At 73.9% G+C, this 20,872-nt stretch carries 16 protein-coding genes; 6 read left to right on the plus strand and 10 right to left on the minus strand.

Going from position 1 to position 20,872, the window contains the following annotated elements:
• Positions 1-83: 83 nt before the first annotated feature.
• Entirely contained in the window at positions 84-692 is a 609-nt protein-coding gene (locus CCE01nite_RS00945) for a GNAT family N-acetyltransferase (RefSeq protein ID WP_034629058.1), read from the minus strand.
• A 128-nt stretch (positions 693-820) separates the two neighbouring features.
• Here CCE01nite_RS00945 and arfB point away from each other — a divergent pair, with 128 nt between their 5' ends.
• On the plus strand, positions 821-1,246 hold the full coding sequence (arfB, locus tag CCE01nite_RS00950; protein ID WP_141371851.1) for an alternative ribosome rescue aminoacyl-tRNA hydrolase ArfB: 426 nt from the start codon (positions 821-823) through the stop codon (positions 1,244-1,246).
• Between the two features lie 16 nt (positions 1,247-1,262).
• Here the strand turns inward: arfB and CCE01nite_RS00955 are convergent, their stop codons facing one another.
• Both CCE01nite_RS00955 and CCE01nite_RS00960 read right to left on the minus strand, forming a co-directional pair.
• On the minus strand, positions 1,263-2,408 hold the full coding sequence (locus CCE01nite_RS00955) for a pectinesterase family protein (RefSeq protein WP_084142641.1): 1,146 nt from the start codon (positions 2,406-2,408) through the stop codon (positions 1,263-1,265).
• Positions 2,409-2,494: 86 nt separating this feature from the next.
• Complete coding sequence (locus tag CCE01nite_RS00960; RefSeq protein WP_246056245.1) at positions 2,495-3,529, minus strand: SURF1 family protein; 1,035 nt, start codon at positions 3,527-3,529, stop codon at positions 2,495-2,497.
• Between the two features lie 378 nt (positions 3,530-3,907).
• Between CCE01nite_RS00960 and CCE01nite_RS00965 the strand changes: the two genes are divergently transcribed.
• The 3 genes from CCE01nite_RS00965 to CCE01nite_RS00975 all read left to right on the plus strand — a co-directional run bounded on the left by CCE01nite_RS00965 (position 3,908) and on the right by CCE01nite_RS00975 (position 9,802).
• A complete protein-coding gene (locus tag CCE01nite_RS00965; RefSeq protein ID WP_034629064.1) occupies positions 3,908-6,424 on the plus strand; it encodes a phosphoketolase family protein in 2,517 nt (838 codons plus the stop codon).
• Between the two features lie 91 nt (positions 6,425-6,515).
• The gene (gene pta, locus CCE01nite_RS00970; protein ID WP_034629066.1) at positions 6,516-8,609 is read left to right on the plus strand and encodes a phosphate acetyltransferase; all 2,094 of its coding nucleotides are present in this window, start codon (positions 6,516-6,518) and stop codon (positions 8,607-8,609) included.
• Positions 8,606-9,802 carry an acetate/propionate family kinase gene (locus CCE01nite_RS00975; RefSeq protein WP_034629070.1) on the plus strand — a complete coding sequence of 399 codons (1,197 nt, stop codon included), beginning with the start codon at positions 8,606-8,608 and terminating at the stop codon, positions 9,800-9,802. The genes pta and CCE01nite_RS00975 overlap by 4 nt, the downstream gene beginning before the upstream one ends.
• Before the next feature lie 216 nt (positions 9,803-10,018).
• On the opposite strand, the gene CCE01nite_RS00980 is transcribed toward CCE01nite_RS00975, so the two are convergent.
• The 3 genes from CCE01nite_RS00980 to CCE01nite_RS00990 all read right to left on the minus strand — a co-directional run bounded on the left by CCE01nite_RS00980 (position 10,019) and on the right by CCE01nite_RS00990 (position 15,124).
• Positions 10,019-12,091 (minus strand): DUF4832 domain-containing protein, encoded by a 2,073-nt coding sequence (locus CCE01nite_RS00980; RefSeq protein ID WP_052104046.1) that lies wholly within the window; start codon positions 12,089-12,091, stop codon positions 10,019-10,021.
• Positions 12,092-12,282: 191 nt separating this feature from the next.
• Positions 12,283-13,914: a succinic semialdehyde dehydrogenase gene (locus CCE01nite_RS00985; protein ID WP_034629073.1), complete on the minus strand. Its 1,632-nt coding sequence runs from the start codon at positions 13,912-13,914 to the stop codon at positions 12,283-12,285.
• 85 nt (positions 13,915-13,999) lie between these two features.
• Positions 14,000-15,124 carry a GuaB3 family IMP dehydrogenase-related protein gene (locus tag CCE01nite_RS00990; protein ID WP_141371852.1) on the minus strand — a complete coding sequence of 375 codons (1,125 nt, stop codon included), beginning with the start codon at positions 15,122-15,124 and terminating at the stop codon, positions 14,000-14,002.
• A gap of 146 nt (positions 15,125-15,270) precedes the next feature.
• Between CCE01nite_RS00990 and CCE01nite_RS00995 the strand changes: the two genes are divergently transcribed.
• Positions 15,271-16,032 (plus strand): exonuclease domain-containing protein, encoded by a 762-nt coding sequence (locus CCE01nite_RS00995; protein ID WP_052104048.1) that lies wholly within the window; start codon positions 15,271-15,273, stop codon positions 16,030-16,032.
• A 118-nt stretch (positions 16,033-16,150) separates the two neighbouring features.
• Here CCE01nite_RS00995 and guaB read toward each other — a convergent pair whose 3' ends face one another.
• The 3 genes from guaB to CCE01nite_RS01010 all read right to left on the minus strand — a co-directional run bounded on the left by guaB (position 16,151) and on the right by CCE01nite_RS01010 (position 19,602).
• Positions 16,151-17,680, minus strand: a complete 1,530-nt coding sequence (guaB, locus tag CCE01nite_RS01000) for an IMP dehydrogenase (RefSeq protein ID WP_034629078.1) — start codon at positions 17,678-17,680, stop codon at positions 16,151-16,153.
• 149 nt (positions 17,681-17,829) lie between these two features.
• Entirely contained in the window at positions 17,830-18,492 is a 663-nt protein-coding gene (locus CCE01nite_RS01005; RefSeq protein WP_034629084.1) for a response regulator transcription factor, read from the minus strand.
• Between the two features lie 129 nt (positions 18,493-18,621).
• On the minus strand, positions 18,622-19,602 hold the full coding sequence (locus CCE01nite_RS01010; protein ID WP_034629089.1) for a MerR family transcriptional regulator: 981 nt from the start codon (positions 19,600-19,602) through the stop codon (positions 18,622-18,624).
• A 253-nt stretch (positions 19,603-19,855) separates the two neighbouring features.
• Between CCE01nite_RS01010 and CCE01nite_RS01015 the strand changes: the two genes are divergently transcribed.
• A complete protein-coding gene (locus tag CCE01nite_RS01015) occupies positions 19,856-20,152 on the plus strand; it encodes a WhiB family transcriptional regulator (RefSeq protein ID WP_034629095.1) in 297 nt (98 codons plus the stop codon).
• 282 nt (positions 20,153-20,434) lie between these two features.
• Here CCE01nite_RS01015 and groES read toward each other — a convergent pair whose 3' ends face one another.
• Positions 20,435-20,731 carry a co-chaperone GroES gene (groES, locus tag CCE01nite_RS01020; protein ID WP_034629101.1) on the minus strand — a complete coding sequence of 99 codons (297 nt, stop codon included), beginning with the start codon at positions 20,729-20,731 and terminating at the stop codon, positions 20,435-20,437.
• Positions 20,732-20,872: the final 141 nt, after the last annotated feature.

Below are 20,872 nucleotides of genomic sequence, written 5' to 3' on the forward strand. Positions count from 1 at the left end.
TGGCCGTCCGGGCGCGACGGACGGCGCCCCCGGGTCGCGGTCACGCCTCCGCCCACCCGCGGCCGCGGGCGCGCCGTGCCGCGTCAGACCGGCGCGTCCGTCGCGATGCCGAGGTAGGCGGCTCCCCCGTCGGCGACCGGGATCTCGTGGAACCCGAGCCGGTCGTAGAACGCGCGCGCCGAGGTGTTCGCGGGGTCCATGCCGAGGTGCATCGCCGTGACGCCCCGCTCGCGCAGCGCCGCGAGGAACGCCCGGACCAGGCCGCGACCGTGCCCGGCGCCCTGGTGCTCGGGGAGCAGGTCGATGTGCAGGTGCGCGGGGTAGCCCGCGAGCTCGGGGTGCAGGTTGCGCTCCGGGTGGTGCAGGAGCTCGACGAACGGTGCGTCCGGGGTGCCGGGCTCCGCGGGCAGCGGGTACCGGGCCGCGACGAGCGGGAGCCAGCGGCGGCGGTGCTCCGCGACCCAGTGCGCCGTGTCGGACGTCCCGAGGACGTAGCCGACGGCCCGGTCGCCGTCGTCGAGCACGAACGCGAGCTCGGGCTCGAGCAGCAGGTAGGGCCCCGCGAACAGGTCGGGCATGAGGTCGTCGTCGCGGTAGAGGCCGCGCGCGTCGCCGCCCGCGGCCGCGGTGCGCACGCACACGTCGTACACGTCGGCGCGGTCGAACGCCTCGTACGGCCGGATGAACGCCACGGGTCCCTCCTCCGCGCGGGCCGCGCCGCGCCGCCACAGCCGCCCCCGGGTCGCGCCGGATCGCGCGGGGGACGGCCGACGCAGACTATCCCGGCGACGTGGCGCCGCGGATGCCGGATCCTGGGGTCATGTTCGCCCCCGTCCAGCTCCGCGGCGGCGTCGTGCTGCCCCCGGACGCGCTCGCCTGGCGGTTCTCTCGGTCGGGCGGACCGGGCGGGCAGTCCGTGAACACCGCCGACTCGCGCGCCGAGCTCCTGGTCGACCTCACCGCGGTGCTCTGGCGCTCGCCCGACCAGGAGGCGCGCGTCCGGGAGCGGCTCGCGGCGCGGCTCGACGGGGACCGGCTCGTCGTCGCCGCCTCCGAGTACCGCTCGCAGCTGCGCAACCGCGAGGCGGCGCTCGAGCGGGTCACCGTGCTCCTCGACGGCGCGCTCGCACCCCCGCCGCCGCCCCGGCGCCCGAGCCGACCCAGCAGGGCCTCGCGGGTCCGGCGCGCCACGGACGAGCGGCGCAGGCGCGAGGTCAAGGCGCTGCGCCGCCGCCCCGACGCCTGAGCCGCCGGGGTGCCGGTCAGCTCCGCCGGAACGGCGCCCAGCCGTCGTCGCCCGCGAGGTAGGTCCGCGGTGTGAAGGCTGCGGCCTCGGCGCGCGTCAGCTGCGGCCGATCGGGCGTCACGAGCGCGCCCGGCCCCCGGTTGTGGTGCTCGGCGAAGCGCGCGTCGCGCCACGACCAGCCGCCCGAGAAGTCGCTCCACGCGGGCGCGCCGACGTGCGCGCCGATCCACGAGTCGCGCACGAGAACCTGGCCGATCGCGTCCGGGTCGTTGCTCGGGTGCCACGGCCGACCGAGGAAGACGGTCCCCGCGGGGGCGTCGCTCGTGAACCGGCAGCGCGTGAACAGGAAGCCGAACGGGTTCGCGATCATCGTGCTGGGCGCGGTGACGTAGCCGTTGTTCGTCGTCGACCCGCGCGTGAGCGACCGGATCTCGCAGCCCTCGAACACGGCGGTCGCCCGCCCGAAGACGAAGTCGACGTCCCCCTCGACGTAGCAGTCGCGGAAGTACGCGCGCGCGACGACGGCGGCGGACGAGCTGTTGACGTACAGCGTGTCCTGGTTGCCGAGGAAGCGGACGCCGTCGAAGACGAGCCGGTCCGCGCGGGTCAGCACCGCGACCGCCTGACGGTTGGTGATCTCGGGGTGCGCGGCCTCGTCGAACAGGTTGGCGAAGGTGAGGTTGCGGGCGGTGAAGTCGGCTCCGTCGACCGTGACGCTCGCGCTGCCGCTCGTGCCGTAGGTCCCGGTGCCGTCGGGCTTGGGGGTGCCGTTCGCGTTGTCGTAGGCGATGACGACGTCCTGCGCCGTCCGGCCGGTGCCGACGAGCGCGAGGAACGGCTTGGCCGCGGGGACCTTGACGAGCTCGCGGTACTCGCCGGGCCGGACCGCGATGACCCAGGGCTCGGTCGCGCCCGCCGGTGCGGCGTCGATCGCGGCCTGGACGCTGGTGAAGTCGCCGCGGCCGTCGGCCGAGACGGTCGCGTCGGGCCGGCCGTGACCGCCGTGGTGGCCCGGGCCCGCGCGCGTGCCGTCCGGCGCGGCCTCGCCGGTGGCGTCGGGCGCTGCCGCGGCGGCCGTGGCGGTCGGGGCGAGCCCTCCCACGACGAGGCCGAGCACGGCCACGGGGATCGCGAGCAGTCGGGTGCGTCGTCGTGCGTGCATCTCTACCTCACTGTAGAAAGCGCTTTCCGAACGCGGCCGACGCTAGGGCACGGCCTCCGGACCGTCAAGGCGGGGACGCCCGCGCGTCAGCCCCGCGGGACGCCGCCGTCCGCCGCGCCCGTCGGCCCGGCCTGCACCATGCCGCCGTCGCGCTCGCCCGGCGCCTCGGCCTCGGGCGCGGGCTCGGGGCCGGGCGGCCCGCCCGCCACGCCCGGCATCCCCGGGACGTCGCCGCGCGCCTCGTCGCGCACCATCCGGATCCAGAGCACGAGCGCGAAGCCACCGAAGATCCACCACTGCGCGGCGTACGCGAGGTTCTGCACGTTGAGCCCCGAGCCCGCGCGGGTCGGCGGCGGGAGCTGCGCGAGCGCGTCGCCCTGGTCGGGCTCGGACCGCGTGAGGACGACGTAGCCGCTCCAGATGGGACCGCCCCACGCGTTGACGAGCGCCGCCGAGCTGATCGCATCGGTCCGCCCGGGCAGCGAGCCGCCGTCGCCCGCCCCCTCCGACGACTGCAGGTAGCCGGAGACCGTGACCTCTCCCTCGGGGACCGCGAGCGCAGCGGCGTCGTCGGGGTCCGCGACCCAGCCGCGCACGACGGGCAGCACCGGGTCGCCGGCCCCCGCCGTGCCGGTCCCGTCCGCCCCCGCACCCGCGCCAGGGTCCGCGTCGTGCACGCGCAGCGGCGTCAGCACGAGGTAGCCGGTCCGCCCGTCGAGCGCCCGGCCCTCGACGAGCAGCTGCCCCGCGGGCTCGTAGGCGCCGCGCGCCGTGACGTGCTGCCCGACGAGCTCGCCGCGGAACGTCGTCTGGGGGGCCAGGACGGTCCCGATCCCGACGGGCTCCGCCGCCGCCTGCTCGGCGCGCCGCTCCGCCGCCTGCGACGCCCCGCGGATCTCGGCGCGGTCGAGCTGCCACACGCCGAGGCGCGCGCACACCGCGGCGGCCGCGAGCAGCACGAGGAGCAGGACGAGCATGCGGGGGCGCACCGCCGCCCGCGCGAAGGTCGTCGACCCGGAGCCCGCCCCGTCCGCGAGGTGCCCCGCGGCACCCCCGGCGTGACCGACGTCACGGCCCCCGGGGGCGGCGTCGGGACGGTCCGGTCCGGCGGGTTCGAGCACGCCTGCACGGTACCTCGCGCGGCCCGCGCGAAGCCCTCCCGGCGCCGCTCCCCGACCGACCCCGGGGCCGCCCGCGCGGCGGCCGCGACCCCGATGACCAGCACGAACGCTCCCACCGGGGCGCGGCGGCGCGACGCGCGTCACGGGGACGCGACCGTGCGGCGCCGACCCCGATGGGGTTGTATGGGGCGGGGACCGACACCACGGCGCACCCCGGTGCACCGCACCGTCGGGGGTCGCGCCTGGGTCGGACGTCCCGGCTCGACGTCCTGGTCCGCGCAAGGCTGGAACCGGCACCACGCGCGCAGCGCGCACGGCGCGGGGGCACGCAGGAACGAACGACGAGCAAGCACCCAGCACCCACGGGGAGACGAGCACATGAGCACGACGACCTCGCAGCACACCTCCTGGCGCACCGGCACGGGCGCCGCCGTCACCGACGAGACGCTCCGGCGCATCGACGCGTGGTGGCGCGCCGCCAACTACCTCTCGGTCGGGCAGATCTACCTGCTCGCCAACCCCCTGCTCCGCGAGCCGCTGACGCGCGACCACGTCAAGCCCCGGCTCCTCGGCCACTGGGGTACGACCCCGGGCCTGAACTTCCTCTACGCGCACCTCAACCGGGTCATCGCTGAGCGCGAGCAGTCGACCATCTACATCACCGGCCCCGGCCACGGCGGCCCGGGCCTCGTCGCGAACGCCTACCTCGAGGGCACGTACTCCGAGGTGTACTCCGACATCACGCAGGACGAGGAGGGCGTGCGCCGGCTGTTCCGCCAGTTCTCCTTCCCCGGCGGCATCCCGAGCCACGTCGCCCCCGAGACCCCGGGGTCGATCCACGAGGGCGGCGAGCTCGGCTACGCGCTGTCCCGCGCGTACGGGGCGGCGTTCGACAACCCGGACCTGCTGGTCGCGACGGTCATCGGCGACGGCGAGGCCGAGACGGGCCCGCTCGCGACGAGCTGGCACTCGAACAAGTTCGTCGACCCGCGGACCGACGGCGTCGTGCTGCCGATCCTGCACCTCAACGGCTACAAGATCGCGAACCCGACGGTCCTGGCGCGCATCCCCGAGGAGGAGCTGCTCGACCTCATGCGCGGCTACGGCCACAAGCCGTACGTGTTCACGGGCGGGTTCGACCAGGAGGACCACGCCGCGGTGCACACCCGGTTCGCGGCCCTGCTCGACGAGGTGCTCGACGAGATCGCCGCGATCAAGGCCCGCGCGCACGACGGCGACGAGACGCGCCCGCAGTGGCCGATGATCATCTTCCGCACCCCCAAGGGCTGGACGTGCCCGCCGGTCATCGACGGCAAGCAGGTCGAGGACTCCTGGCGCTCGCACCAGGTGCCGCTCGCGAGCGCGCGCGACACCGAGGAGCACCTCCAGGTGCTCGACGGGTGGCTGCGCTCGTACCGCGCGGAGGAGCTGTTCGACGAGAACGGTCGGCTCGTCGAGGACGTCGCCGCGCTCGCGCCGGCCGGGACGCTCCGCATGAGCGACAACCCGCACACCAACGGCGGCCTGCTGCTCAAGGACCTGCGCCTGCCCGACTTCCGCGACTTCGCGGTCGACGTGCCCGTCCCGGGCGGCTCGATCAGCGAGGCGACGCGCGTGCTGGGCCAGTGGCTCACGGAGGTCATCCGCCTCAACCCCCACAACTTCCGGATCTTCGGGCCCGACGAGACGGCGTCCAACCGCCTGCAGGCCGTGTTCGACGTGACGGACAAGGTCTGGAACGCCGAGTACAAGAGCGACGAGGTCGACGACCACCTCGCCCGCGTGGGCCGCGTCGTCGAGATGCTGTCGGAGCACCAGTGCCAGGGCTGGCTCGAGGGGTACCTTCTGACCGGGCGCCACGGGCTGTTCAACTGCTACGAGGCGTTCATCCACATCATCGACTCGATGTTCAACCAGCACGCGAAGTGGCTCAAGGTCACCGACGACATCCCGTGGCGCCGGCCCGTCGCGAGCCTGAACTACCTGCTGTCGAGCCACGTGTGGCGCCAGGACCACAACGGCTTCAGCCACCAGGACCCGGGCTTCATCGACCACGTGGTCAACAAGAAGTCCGAGATCGTCCGGGTGTACCTGCCGCCGGACGCGAACACGCTGCTCTCGACGTACGACCACTGCCTGCGCAGCCGCCAGTACGTCAACGTCGTGGTCGCCGGCAAGCAGCCGGCGCCGAACTTCCTGACGATGGACCAGGCCGTCGCGCACTGCACCCGGGGCCTCGGCATCTGGGACTGGGCCGGCACCGAGGTGCCCGGCGAGGACCCGGACGTCGTGCTCGGCTGCGCCGGCGACGTGCCGACGCTCGAGGTGCTCGCCGCCGCGGACATCCTCAAGCGCGAGCTGCCCGACCTCAAGGTGCGCGTGGTCAACGTCGTCGACCTCATGCGCCTGCAGGACGAGCGCGAGCACCCGCACGGGCTCTCCGACCGCGACTTCGACACGCTGTTCACGACCGACAAGCCCGTCGTCTTCGCGTACCACGGCTACCCGTGGCTCATCCACCGCCTGACGTACCGCCGCAAGGGCCACGCGAACATCCACGTGCGCGGGTACAAGGAGGAGGGGACCACGACGACGCCGTTCGACATGGTCATGCTCAACGACCTCGACCGGTTCCACCTCGTGATGGACGTCATCGACCACACCCCGGGCCTGCGCTCGAAGGCCGCGAGCCTGCGGCAGCGCATGGACGACCGGCGCATCGAGGCCCGCGAGTACACGCGCCGCCACGGGGAGGACATCCCCGAGGTGCGCGACTGGGTCTGGCCCGACGCAGGCGAGACCGGCCGGGACGCGAGCGGCACGGAGTACGAGGGCCAGCGGCAGACCTTCGCCGGCCACAACGCCACCGCCGCGACCGGCGGCGACAACGAGTGACGCACCGGGGCGTCGGGACCACCGTCCCGGCGCCCCGTCCGCGTCCGCCGTCCCCGGCAGCACGGGGACCAGCACAGAGAGAAGCAGTCCCGTGGCCCGCAGCATCTACCTGACGTCCTCCGAGGGCGAGACCGGCAAGTCGACCGTCGCGCTCGGCCTCGTCGACCTCCTGACGCGCACCGTGCAGCGGGTCGGGGTGTTCCGGCCCGTCGCCCGCTCGACCGACACGCGCGACTACGTGCTCGAGCTGTTGCTCGCGCACGACGGCGTCGACCTCGCGTACGACGACTGCGTGGGCGTGACGTACGAGCAGGTGCACGCCGACCCCGAGGCCGCGCTCGCCGAGATCGTCCAGCGCTACCACGCGGTCGAGCGCCGGTGCGACGCCGTCGTGATCGTCGGCACCGACTACACCGACGTCGCCGGGCCGACCGAGCTCGCGTACAACGCGCGCATCGCGGCGAACCTCGGCGCCCCGGTGCTGCTGGTCGTGAGCGGGTACGGCCGCACGCCCGACGCCGTCCGGCAGGCCGCCGAGGTGTCGCTGTCCGAGCTCGAGGCGAACCACGCGCACGCGATCGCGGTCGTCGCGAACCGCTGCGACCCCGGCGCGCTCGACGCGGTGCGGGTCGCCCTCGGCTCCGAGGTGCCCGCGTGGGCCCTGCCCGAGGAGCCGTTCCTCTCCGCGCCCACCGTCCGCCAGCTCATGGACGCGGTCGGCGGGCACCTCACGGTCGGCGACGAGGAGCTGCTCTCGCGCGAGGTCGTCGACGTGCTGGTCGGCGCGATGTCGATCGAGCACCTGCTCGACCGGCTGCACGACGGCGTCGTCGTCATCACCCCGGGCGACCGCTCCGACATCCTGCTCGGCCTGCTCACGGCGCACGCCGCCGAGGGCTTCCCGTCGCTGTCCGGGATCATCCTCAACGGCGGCTTCTACCCGCCGCCGACCGTCGCGCGCCTCGTCGAGGGCCTCGGCGTCCGGCTGCCGATCATCCGCACCGACCTCGGGACGTTCCGCAGCGCGAGCGCCGCGGCGCGCACCCGCGGCCGGCTGAGCAGCGACTCCCAGCGCAAGGTCGACCTCGCGCTCGCGCTGTTCGAGAAGCACGTCGACGGCCCGGCGCTGCTCGCGGCGCTCGAGGTCCCGCGCATCGAGGTCGTCACGCCGCTCATGTTCGAGTACGAGCTGCTCGACCGCGCGCGCTCCTCGCGCCAGAAGATCGTGCTGCCCGAGGGCAACGACGACCGCATCCTGCGTGCCGCGTCGACGCTGCTCCAGCGCGGCGTCGCGGACATCACGCTGCTCGGCGACGAGACATCGATCCGGGCTCGCGGCGTCGAGCTCGGGCTCCGGCTCGACGACGCGCACGTCGTGGACCCGGCGTCCGGCGAGCTGTTCGAGCGCTTCGCGGCCGAGTACACCGAGCTGCGCAAGCACAAGGGCATGACGCTCGACCGTGCCCGCGAGATCGTCGCGGACGTGTCGTACTTCGGCACGATGATGGTCCAGCTCGGGCTCGCCGACGGGATGGTCTCGGGCGCGCTGCACACCACGGCGCACACCATCAAGCCGTCGTTCGAGATCATCAAGACGGTCCCGGGCGTCTCGATCGTCTCGTCGGTCTTCCTCATGTGCCTCGAGGACCGCGTGCTCGTCTACGGCGACTGCGCGGTCAACCCGGACCCGACCGCCGAGCAGCTCGCGGACATCGCGATCTCCTCGGCGGCCACCGCGAGCCAGTTCGGCATCGAGCCGCGCGTCGCGATGCTCTCGTACTCGACAGGCGAGTCCGGCTCGGGCGCGGACGTCGACAAGGTGCGCCGCGCGACCGAGCTCGTGCGCGAGCGCCGCCCGGACCTGAGCGTCGAGGGCCCGATCCAGTACGACGCGGCCGTCGACGCCTCGGTCGCCCAGACCAAGATGCCCGACTCCGCGGTCGCGGGGCGCGCCACGGTGTTCGTCTTCCCCGACCTGAACACCGGCAACAACACCTACAAGGCGGTCCAGCGGTCCGCGGGCGCGGTCGCCGTCGGCCCGGTGCTGCAGGGCCTGCGCAAGCCCGTCAACGACCTGTCGCGCGGTGCCCTGGTCCAGGACATCGTCAACACCGTCGCGATCACCGCGATCCAGGCGCAGGCGCTCGACGCGCTCGGCGCGTCCGACCCGGAAGGCCTCCAGTGAGCACTCGCGTCCTCGTCATTAACTCCGGCTCGTCCTCGATCAAGTACCAGCTGCTCGACGTCGAGACGCACGAGGCCCTCGCCACGGGGCTCGTCGAGCGGATCGGTCAGCCGACCGGGAAGCTCAAGCACACCGGGCCGGCGGGCACGACGACGCTCGAGCAACCCGTCCCCGACCACGAGGCCGGCATGGCGATGGTCCTGCAGCTGTTCGAGGAGCACGGCCCGCGCCTCGTCGAGTCCGAGCTCACGGCCGTCGGCCACCGCATCGTCCAGGGCGGCAGCGTCTTCGCGGGCCCCGCGGTGATCGACGACGCGGTGCTCCAGCAGATCGACGACCTCTCCTCGCTCGCGCCGCTGCACAACCCGGCGAACGTCGCGGGCGTGCGGGCCGCGCGCCACGCGTTCCCCTCGACGCCGCACGTCGCGGTCTTCGACACCGCGTTCCACAGCACGCTCGAGCCCGCCGCGTACGAGTACGCGATCGACCGCGAGGTCGCCCGCCGGTACGCGATCCGCCGGTACGGCGCGCACGGCACGTCGCACCTGTACGTCTCGCGCCAGGCCGCGGCGTTCCTCGGCAAGGACCCGAGCGAGGTCAACGTCATCGTGCTGCACCTCGGCAACGGGGCGTCCGCGACCGCGGTCCGCGGCGGCCGGTCGGTCGAGACGTCGATGGGCCTGACGCCGCTCGAGGGCCTCGTCATGGGCACCCGCTCGGGCGACCTCGACCCCGCGGTGCTGTTCCACCTCGCGCGCGTCGCCGGGATGTCGATCGACGAGCTCGACGACCTCCTCAACCGCCGCTCCGGGATGCTCGGGCTGTCCGGGCACACCGACATGCGGGACGTGCACGCCGCGGTCGAGGCGGGCGACGAGAACGCCCGCACCGCGCTCGACGTGTACTACCACCGCATCAAGGGCTACGTCGGCAGCTACTACGCGCACCTCGGCCGGGTCGACGCGATCGTGTTCACGGCCGGGATCGGCGAGAACGACGACCTCGTCCGCGCGGGTGCCCTCGCGGGGCTCGAGCGGCTCGGCATCGAGGTCGACCCGGAGCGCAACGCCGGGCGGATCACCGAGGAGAAGGTCATCTCGCCCGACGGCGCCGAGGTCACGGTGCTCGTCATCCCGACGAACGAGGAGCTCGAGATCGCGCGCCAGGCGGTCGAGACGATCTCCGCGGGCTGACTCGGCCGCACGGCTCGTGAAGAGCGCGCCCTCCCGCGACATGTGCGGGTAGGCCGCCCATGTGAGGCACGACCGGGACCTGTGCGCCCGGCCCTTCGAGCGCGTGGATGACGCGTCGCCCGACGAGGAGCGCACGCGCGTGAGGCCGGCCGGAACCCCGGCCGGCCTCACGACGAGCGGAACGGTGCAGGCGGCGCTCTCGCCGCCGCGCCGTGCCTACTCGAACCGGATCTCGTCGATCCAGACGGTGCTGCTCCCGCCGTGCCAAAAGCTCAGCGCCAGCTGACCCGGCGCGGCACGGTTGATCCCGTTGGCCACCAGCGGGATGCGGATGTCCTGGAACGCGGGCGTGATGACGGCGTTCCCTCCGCTGCTGGTGGAGTACTCGCTGAACCGCTTGGTGACACCACCGATCGAGACGCCGATGTGGTTCTGCTCACCGCCCATGAGGCCGCGGACCCGGACGACCATGACCGACCGGTCGCTCAGGTCACGGGTGATGTCCGAGCCGAACCAGCCGGTGCGGGCGTACTGCAGCCGCAGCGCTCCACCGCTGATCACGCCGGCACCGGACCCGTTCGCGAACGCGTTGGCACCCGTCCATCTCGCGAGGTCGTTCCGGCCGGTGCCCCATGCCGGGTTGCCGTCGTAGTTGTCGAGCACGAGCCGGGTCACACCGGCCGTGGCGGCGACAGTGACGGTCGCGGCTGCAGACGCGGCCGAGCGGTTCCCGGCACCGTCGTAGGCGCGCACCGTATAGCTGTAGGCGCCGGCGGGCAGGCCCGTCTGCGTGAACGTCGTCACGTCAGGCCCGACCGTGCCGACGACCGTGCCCCCGCGGAGCACCTCGTGTCCCGCCACGCCCGATCCGCCCGCGGCGTCGCTGGACGCGGTCCACGCGACCGTCGCGGACGAGCCGCTCACCGTCGCCCGGACACCGGTCGGCACGGACGGCGGCGTCGTGTCGGACTGCGCGCCCACCGTGATGCCGGTCGCGAGGACGTTCAGGCCCGTCGCCGCGTCCCATGTGCCGGTGTTGGCGAGCCGGATGCTGTAGCGGGGATCACCGCGCAGGGCGGTGGCCTCGTCCGGCAGCCACAGCGCCAGTCGGTAGGTCCCGGCCGGGACGTTCGACGGCACGGTGACGCTCTGACTGATCCTGGTGTCCTGACCTGACTCCCACGTCCGCGGGTCCGCCGACATCGCGATCGGGAACGTGCCGCCCGGACCGTCCAGCACGGCGAAAACGGGTCGGGGGTTGAGGACGGAGGCCCACCCGGAGTTCGTGACGTCGATCTCGAGCGGCAGCACGCCACCCGGACTGAGGCTCGTGGGATACGTGGCGGTCGTGACGCGCAGCCGGTAACCGAAGTTCCGCTGCATCGTGTCGAAGCACCCCTGGTCACGGTAGTTCTGGATGACCGTGGGCTCGTACTCGATGTTCAGCTGCGTGAAGTGCATGGCCGGCATCTCGGCCAGCGCGGTCGTGCAGTCGGCCCGCGTCGTGTTCACGTGGTTGCAGGTCTCGCCCCCGACGAAGCGGTCGACCCCGACCGCCGCGATGAGCGCCTTGTCCGCCTGGGGCGTGCTGCCGTCGCGGCCCCACGTCCCCATGTCGCCCGGGTCCGAGGCGCCGTAGCAGTCAAGGTGGCTGCCGATGCGGTTGAGCTCGGCCGAGCCCAGGCGGGACTGCATGAGGCGCACGTCGCTCGGGTAGCGCAGCGCGACCTGCTCGCTGGAAGCCGCCGCGAGGATGTTCTTGAGGATCCGCACCTTGGCGTCGACGTTCGTGTCGTGCCCGTGGGTCGAGGTGTGCCACTCCCCCCACGCTCCGATGAAGCCGGCCTCGATGAACGCGATCACGTCCGCGTTCGCGGCGAGCACCGGGGCCAGCTGGTCGAGGTGCCTGGCGATCCAGCCCTCCGACGCGTCGGGCTGGGAGTCGGGGTAGGGCCCGAAGTTGTACGAGGCACGGAGGACCACCTTGGCACCGTTCGCGCGCGCCGTCGCGAGGCCGGCGGACAGCCCGTCGAGCGTGGCCCGGTCGATGTCCGACGTGCGGAACGCGTCGAGGCGCAGGTACGAGTGCAGCAGGGTGATGCTGTTCGTCGTCCTGGCGGACCGTATCTCCGCGGCGGACAACCGCAGGATGTCGACGCTGTCGCGGAACCCGCGTTCGGGGTTGGGGAAGATGCTGTTGTCCGCGGTGTAGGTCGTCGTGGCCGCGTGCGCCGTCCCTGGCGCCACGAGGAGCCCCGCCACCAGCGCGAGCACCGCTCCGACGATCACCGACCCTCGTGAACTGCGCGTTCGTGCGGAACCCATTCGTCCTCCGTGAGCTTCGTGATCGGCCCGGTCGACCCCCTGCGCCCGGGGCACACTACGCGTCCCGGGCACATCGGACGCCGGGTTCGGGCCAACACCGTGAGGGCGCACCGCGGAGGCTGCGGCTGGCAGGCAGAGTCAGGCCCCGGCGCCGGTCACGGCCGGCGCAGCGCCTTCATGACCCGCAGCGCGCCGGTCAGCATCGACGTCCACTGCTCGGCGTCGAGCTCGTAGACCCGACGCAGCCCGATCCCCGGCACCCCGGCGAGGCCGTGCACCCCGCGCTGCACCGCGACCGTCTGCGTCGCGGTCGTCGCCCACAGGCCCTCCGGACCGTGCCGGTGCCCCGTGCCGGACTGCCCGCGGCCGCCCTGCGGCGCACCCATCGACGTCCATGCCGCGGCGTAGCCCTCGTTGACGTTGACCGTGCCGGCCCGGACCCGCGCCGCGAGGGCCGCCCCGCGCCGCGTGCTCCGCGTCCAGACGCTCGCGTTGAGCCCGAGGTCGCTGTCGTTCATCGCGGCGACCGCCTCGTCGTCGGACGCGACGCGGTACACCGACACGACCGGCCCGAACGTCTCCTCGCGGTGCACCCGGGCGTCCTCGGTGACGCCGTCGAGGATCGTCGGCTCGTAGAAGAACGGCCCGAGGTCGGTGCGGTGGACGCCGCCCGCGAGCACGCGCGCCCCGTGGGTCAGGGCGTCCTCGACGTGCTCGACGACGGTCGCGAGCTGCGCGGCCGACGTGAGCGAGCCGACGTCCGCCACGTAGTCGAGCCCCGCGCCGAGCGACAGCGCGCGCGTGCGCCGGACGAATGCCGCGAGGAACTCCTCGGCGACGGCCTCGTGCACGTAGAGCCGCTCGATCGACACGCACAGCTGCCCGGTGCTCGCGAAGCACGCCCGCACCGCGCCCTCGGCGGCCGTCTCGACGTCGACGTCGTCGGCGACGTACATCGGGTTCTTGCCGCCGAGCTCGAGCGTCGCGGGGATGAGCCGCTCGGCCGCGCGCTGGGCGACGACCCGGCCGGTCGCGGTCGAGCCCGTGAAGCTCACCTGGTCGACGTGCTCGACGACGGCCGCCCCGACCGTGGGCCCGTCGCCGACGACGACCTGGAGCACCCCGGGCGGGAGCCCCGCGGCCTCGAGCTGCTCGGCCGCCCACAGCGCGGTCAGCGCGGTCTGCGGGTCCGGGCGCAGCACGACGGCGTTGCCCGCGACGAGCGCCGGCAGCACGTCGCTCAGCGCGAGCGTCAGGGGGAAGTTCCACGGCGCGACGACGCCGACGACCCCGAGCGGGTGCCGCAGCACGCGCGTGCCCGTCAGCCCGGGCAGGATCCCGCCGCTGCGCCGGGGCGCGAGGTAGGAGCGGGCCCGGACGGCGTAGTGCCGCGCGACGATCGCCACGTCGACGACCTCCTCGTACGCGCTCGCCCGCGACTTGCCGTTCTCGAGCTGGATCAGGTCGAGGACGTCGCTCTGGTGCGCGAGCACGAGGTCGTGCAGGCGCAGCAGCACCGCGGCGCGGCGACGCAGCGGCAGCGCGGCCCACGTGTGCTGCGCGCGGCGCGCCGACCGGACCGCGCGTGCGACGTCGTCGGGCGTCGAGAGCGGCACCGCCGCGATGGGGCCGCCCGTGAACGGGGCGTACGTCGTGCGTGTCTCGTGCCCCGGCGACGTCACGACGCGCGCGAGGAGCGTGCGGACGTCGTCCGGCTCGAGCACGTACGTCGCGAGCGGGTCGGTCTCGGGGTCGATCAGCTGGACGGGCTCGTCGTCGTGCGCCATCCGGCCAGGGTAGTCGGGCATTCCGCCCCCCGGCGTGGACCCGCCGCGCTCCCGCGAGCCCGGCCGGTCCCCGCCGGGCGGGGTGTCACTGCGGCTGGTACGGCGAGACGACGACCTCGACGCGCTGGAGCTCCTTGAGGTCCGAGTAGCCCGTCGTCGCCATCGAGCGGCGCAGCGCCCCGATGAGGTTGAGCGTGCCGTCGGCGGTGTGGCCGGGGCCGAAGAGCACCTGCTCGAGCGTGCCCGACGAGCCGACCCGGACCCGCTCGCCGCGCGGCAGCTGCGGGTGGTGCGCCTCGGGTCCCCAGTGCCAGCCCTTGCCGGGCGCCTCGGTCGCGCGGGCGAGCGCCGCCCCGAGCATGACCGCGTCCGCGCCGCACGCGATCGCCTTGACGATGTCGCCCGAGCGCCCGACGCCGCCGTCGGCCATGACGTGCACGTAGCGGCCGCCCGACTCGTCGAGGTAGTCGCGCCGCGCGGCCGCGACGTCCGCGACCGCGGTCGCCATCGGCGCGTGGATGCCGAGCGACGTGCGCGTGGTGTGCGCCGCGCCGCCGCCGAAGCCGACGAGCACGCCGGCCGCGCCGGTGCGCATGAGGTGCAGCGCCGCGGTGTACGTCGACGCGCCGCCGACGATGACGGGGACGTCGAGCTCGTAGATGAAGCGCTTGAGGTTGAGCGGCTCCGCGCGGCCCGAGACGTGCTCGGCCGAGACCGTGGTCCCGCGGATGACGAACAGGTCGACCCCGGCGTCGACGACGACCTTGGAGAACTCGCGCGTGCGCTGCGGCGACAGCGCGCCGGCGACCGTGACGCCCGCAGCGCGGATCTCCTTGAGGCGCAGCGCGATGAGGTCGGCGTCGATCGGCGCCGCGTAGATCTCCTGCATGCGGGCGGTCGCGTCCGCCGCGTCGAGCTCCGCGATCTCCGCGAGCAGCGGCTCGGGCGACTCGTAGCGCGTCCAGATGCCCTCGAGGTCGAGCACGCCGAGGCCGCCGGCCCGGCCCAGCGCGACGGCCGTCGCGGGGCTCATGACCGAGTCCATCGGCGCCGCGACCACCGGCAGCTCGAACTGGTACGCATCGATCTGCCAGCTGACCGAGACCTCCTCGGGGTCGCGCGTGCGCCGCGAGGGCACCACCGCGATGTCGTCGAAGGAGTACGCCCGGCGCCCCCGCTTGCCGCGCCCGATCTCGATCTCGTTGCTCACCGGTCCAGGTTACCGGCGTGCCGTCCCGCTCCGTGTCGGTGCCCGCTGGCACTGTGGGCGCGAGCCGCGGCGCGGGGGGCGCGCGGGTGGACGACGAGCGCCGCCGACGGCGCGCAGCACGAGCAGGGCGAGCGAGGAGCACGACGATGAGCTGGACGCAGGGCCCCCTCGTGGGCTTCGACACCGAGACGACCGGCGTCGACGTCGAGCTCGACCGCATCGTCACCGCCGCGCTCGTGCGCCGGGACGCGCGTGGCACGCACGTGCGGACCTGGCTGGTCGACCCGGGCGTCGAGATCCCCGCCGAGGCGGCCGCGATCCACGGCATCTCGACCGAGCACGCCCGGACCCACGGCGCGGACCCGGCGACCGCGCTCGAGGAGATCGCGGCCGAGCTCGCCGCCGCGCTGCGCGAGGGCACGCCCGTCGTCGCCTACAACGCCTCGTTCGACCTGTGCCTGCTCGACGCCGAGCTGCGCCGCCACGGCCTGCGCCCGATGTCCGCGCGCCTCGGCCGCGCCGTCGGACCCGTGATCGACCCGCTCGTCCTCGACCGCCACGAGGACCGCTACCGGCCCGGGCGGCGCAAGCTCGTCGACCTGTGCGGGCACTACGAGGTCGTCGACCCGGGCGCGCTGCACACCGCCGACGTCGACGTCGTGGCGACCCTCGACGTGCTCGACCGCCTCGTCGGCCGGTTCCCGCACCTGCGCACGCTCGACCTCGAGACGCTGCACGAGTACCAGGTGACCGCGCACCGCGCGTGGGCCGAGAGCTTCAACGCCTGGCGCGCGGACCGCGGGCTCGAGGGTCCGGGCGCCGAGACGACGTGGCCGACGCGCGTCCCGACCGACGGCGTGCCGCTCGATGACGCGCCGGCCCCCGGCGCACCCGTCACGGTGGGCTGAGCGGGGCCCACGGGCCGACCTCGCTGCGCCACACCGGGCGACGCGACGGCCCGGGCGCGACGACAGCGGCGTGACGACGCCGGGCCGCCCGCGTGGGGCGACCCGGCGTCGAGGGACGTCAGCGCGAGGAGTAGTTCGGCGCCTCGGAGATCATCTGCACGTCGTGCGGGTGGGACTCCTTGAGCCCCGCCGACGTGATCCGCACGAACCTGCCGCGCGCCTGCAGCTCGGGGACGGTCCGCGCACCGACGTAGAACATCGACTGGTGCAGGCCGCCGACGAGCTGGTGGGAGACCGCCGCGAGCGGGCCGCGGTACGGGACCTGGCCCTCGATGCCCTCGGTGATGATCTCGTCGTCGGACAGGTCACCCTGGAAGTAGCGGTCCTTGGAGTACGAGCGGCGGTCGCCGCGCGACTGCATCGCCCCGAGCGAGGCCATGCCGCGGTAGCGCTTGAACTGCTTGCCGTTGACGAAGACGAGGTCGCCCGGGGACTCGTCGCACCCGGCGAGCAGCCCGCCGAGCATGACCGAGTCCGCGCCCGCGACGAGCGCCTTGGCGATGTCGCCCGAGTACTGCAGGCCGCCGTCGCCGATCACCGGCACGCCCGCGGGCTTCGCCGCCAGCGACGCCGCGTAGATCGCGCTGACCTGCGGCACGCCGACCCCGGCGACGACGCGCGTCGTGCAGATCGAGCCCGGCCCGACGCCGACCTTGACCGCGTCGACGCCCGCGTCGACGAGCGCCTGGGCGCCCTCGCGCGTCGCGATGTTGCCGCCGATGACCTGGACGCCGCGCGTCGCGGGGTCGGACTTGATCTTGCGCACCATGTCGAGCATGAGGCGCGCGTGGCCGTTGGCCGTGTCGACCACGAGCACGTCGACCCCGGCCTCGACGAGCGTCGTGACCCGGTCCCACGCGTCGCCGAAGAAGCCGACCGCGGCGCCGACCACGAGCCGGCTCTCGCCGTCCTTCGTGGCGAGCGGGTACTGCTCGGACTTCACGAAGTCCTTGACGGTGATGAGCCCGCGCAGCACGCCCGCGGCGTCGACCAGCGGCAGCTTCTCGATCTTGTGCTTCGCGAGCAGCGCGGCGGCGTCGTCGCGCTCGATGCCCACGGGCGCCGTGATGAGCGGCATCCGGGTCATGACCTCGCGGACCGTGCGGGTCTCGTACTCCGAGGAGGAGACGAAGCGCAGGTCGCGGTTGGTGATGATGCCGAGCAGGCGCTGCTCGTCGTCGACGACCGGCAGGCCCGAGACGCGGTACTTGCCGCACAGCGCGTCGAGCTCGGCGAGCGTCGCGTCCGGCCCGACCGTGACCGGGTCGGTGACCATGCCCGACTCCGAGCGCTTCACGAGCTCGACCTGGTGCGCCTGGTCCTGGATGGACAGGTTGCGGTGCAGGATCCCGATGCCGCCCTGGCGGGCCATCGCGATCGCCATGCGCGACTCGGTGACCGTGTCCATCGCCGCGGACAGCAGCGGGATGGCGATCGAGATCTCGCGCGTGAGGCGGGTCGTGGTGTCGACCTCGCTCGGGATGACGTCCGTCTCCCCGGGGAGCAGGAGCACGTCGTCGTAGGTCAGGCCGATGTAGCCGAACGGGTCGGCCGGCGCAGCGGATCCGGGGGTGCCAGCGTCGCTCATCCGGCGATGATACGCCGCGGGGCCCCGCCCTCCGAGGTGCCGACCGTCACACGGACAGCCCGTCGGGACCGGGTCGCGAGCGCGTCACGACCGAGCCGACCCCGCGCCGATCGCAGGCCGTCCGCGGCTTCCGAGCAGCGTGCGACGCGTCAGCGGATGAGCCCGCGGCGCAGCCCGATCGCGACGGCCTGCGCGCGGTCGGCGGCGCCGAGCTTGCGGAACAGGCGGCGCGCGTGCGTCTTGACGGTGTCCTCGGACAGGAACAGCTCGGCGCCGATCTGGGAGTTCGACCGGCCGTTGCTCATGCCGATGAGCACCTCGATCTCGCGCTTGGTGAGCGAGACCGTCTCGGGTGCGTGCGGCTGCGCGGGGACCTCGGTGAGCGCCTCGATCACGCCCGTCGAGGGCTCGGTGCGCGCGCCGACCGGGACGGATGCGGGCAGGACCGGGGTCGCGAGCACGTGCGCGGCGACCGCGGAGAGCTCGGCGCGCCCGACGTCGGGCGCGAGGTAGCCGCGTGCGCCGATCGCGATCGCGCGGTCGAGCGCGACCTCGTCACCGGGCGTCGCGAGCAGCACGACCGTGGTGGCGCCCGAGACCGAGCGCAGGCGACGGATCGCCTCGATCGGTCCGACGCCACCGAGGTGCGCGTCGAGCAGCACGATGGTCGGCGGCATGCGCCGCGCGAGGGTCACCAGCTCGTCGACCGAGGCCGCGGCCCGGACAGGTGCGAGCGAGGGGACCCCGAGGGCCGTCAGGACGAGGCGCTCGCGCACCGTCGTCGAGCCGTGACAGACCACGACTCCAGCCATCAGATCCCTCCTCCTGGCCGCGGAGCATCCGTCGGCCGTCGACTGTGTATCGACGCAGCGCTCCGCAAGGTTAGTCCACCGAACGGGTGAAAGGGCGGGCCCGGGGGCCCAAAGCTGGACAGACGTCCGTCAAGCGCTCACGGCCAGGACCTCGTGCAACAGGCCCGGGAGCGACCGCGAGCGGTGCACCGTCCGGTCGAGCGGGACGTGCTCCGCGGCCGCGTCGTGGGGCACGTGCACGAACTGCGGGACCTGCGGGTGCGCCGCCGCGAGCGCCGCGACGACGTCGAGGTCGGGGGCCTCCCCGACGCTCACGAGCACGACCGCGGCGGGCCGCGTCATCGTCGCGATCTCGACGAGGCGGTTCTGCTCGATGCGCCCGGCCACGATGCGCGCGTCGACCGACTGCTCGGCGAACGCCGCCGCGAGCATGTGCAGCACGAGCGGGCGCTCCTCCCCCGGCGGCGCGAGCAGCAGCACGACGCGTCGGCCCGCGACGTGCGCGTGCTGCAGCGGCGCGGTGCGGGCGCGCAGCCCGGCCAGCACCGCGGCGACCACGAGCGCGTCGGCGTCCTCACCCGCACGGGCGAGCACGGTGCGCGACGCGATCGCCTGGCGGGCCGGCTCGACGAGCTCCGTCCACCACGCGAGCACCCCCCCGGGCTCGGGCGTCGCGAGCAGCCGGCGCACGGCTGCCTCGTCCCCGCGCAGCGCGGCGTCGACCACGAGCGTGGGCGTCACGGGGACCGACGCGTCGCGACGCTCGGCCGGCGCGGCGGACCGCGGGGTCGCCGGTGTGGTGAGGCCGTCGACGTCGGCCTGGACGTGCGACTCGCGTGCGACCCGGGCCGCCTCGGACGGCGCGACCCCGTCGAGCGTGAGCCCGCGCATGACGAGCAGGCGCGCGACGTCCTCGGCGGTGTAGCGCCGGTGCGAGCCCGCGGAGTGCGCGGACGGGCCCAGGTCGTAGCGCCGGTCCCAGGTCCGCAGCGTCGCCGGAGCCACCCCGAGCCGCCGGGCGACGGCGGCGACGGTCAGCGCGGGCGCCTCTCCCGCGCCGGGCGGGGAGGGGTCTGCGGACGCCGAGCCGGACTCGTCCGCGGATGCCATGAAGCGATTGTGCCCAGGTCCTGACTCGGTCGCCAACGCGTTCCGGCAGCGAGTCGGGCACGTGACCAAGTTGGTCATCGACGCCCCGGACGTGGCGCGATATCGAACAGGGGGCTTGAACAACTTCTGACTCGGTTGTAGTGTCTCGCCTCAGACGCAGCAGATCAGGGCCGCTCGCGGTTCCCGAGCTCTCGTCGACACAACTTTCCGCCTGCGGACCCCCGCCGGCGCACAGCTCGTCAAGGAGGACCCCATGGCTGAGATCTCGCGTTTGCCCGGACCGGTGATGGACCTGTGGGAGTGGCAGTTCGAGGGCGCCTGCCGCGACGCCGACGAGAACCTGTTCTTCCACCCGGAGGGTGAGCGTGGCTCGGCCCGCCGCCGCCGCGCCGAGGCCGCCAAGGCCATCTGCGCGACGTGCCCCGTGCTCAAGGAGTGCCGCGAGCAGTCGCTCGCCGTCCGCGAGCCGTACGGCGTCTGGGGCGGGCTCTCCGAGGACGAGCGCGCCGCGATCCTCGCCCGGCCGTCGACGCGTCAGGCCGCCGTCTGACGCTCACGCCGCACCCGCACGACCCCGCAGCACCGCCCGCCTGACCGCGGGCCCACGTCGCCGAGGCCCCTCCTGGTTCGTCCGGAGGGGCTTCGTGCATGTCCGGGCCCGTACGCGGACCCGGGCTCACGCGCCCCGCGGGCGCTCGCAGCCCCGGCCACACCCACGCTCGCGCGGGCCCCGCCGCCCTACCGGGTGTCGCGCCCACCCCGAGCACGACGGAGCCCCTCCCGGCCAGGCCGGGAGGGGCTCCGTCACGCGGTCAGCAGCGCTGACCCGGTGTCACTTGACGACGACCGCGAGGATGTCGCGGGCCGAGAGGATGAGGTACTCCTCGCCGTCGTACTTGACCTCGGTGCCGCCGTACTTGCTGTAGATGACCTTGTCGCCGATGGCCACGTCCAGGGGGACGCGGTTCCCGTTGTCGTCGACGCGACCGGGACCGACCGCCAGGACCTCGCCCTCCTGGGGCTTCTCCTTGGCGCTGTCCGGGATGACGAGACCGGACGCCGTGGTCTGCTCGGCCTCGAGGGCCTTGACGACGATGCGGTCCTCGAGCGGCTTGATGGAGACCGACACAGCGGACCTCCCCTTCGCATGTGAGTTCTTCAGTGATGTCCATGACGCACCGTCGTGGCCCGCCCGTCGTCGCGGGAGCCGGGGAGCCGTCCGGTGCTTGCTGGCACACTCCACCGGAGAGTGCCAGCGCGCCTCACTCTA

Source organism: Cellulomonas cellasea (assembly GCF_006538745.1).
GTDB classification, from domain to species: Bacteria; Actinomycetota; Actinomycetes; order Actinomycetales; family Cellulomonadaceae; genus Cellulomonas_A; species Cellulomonas_A cellasea.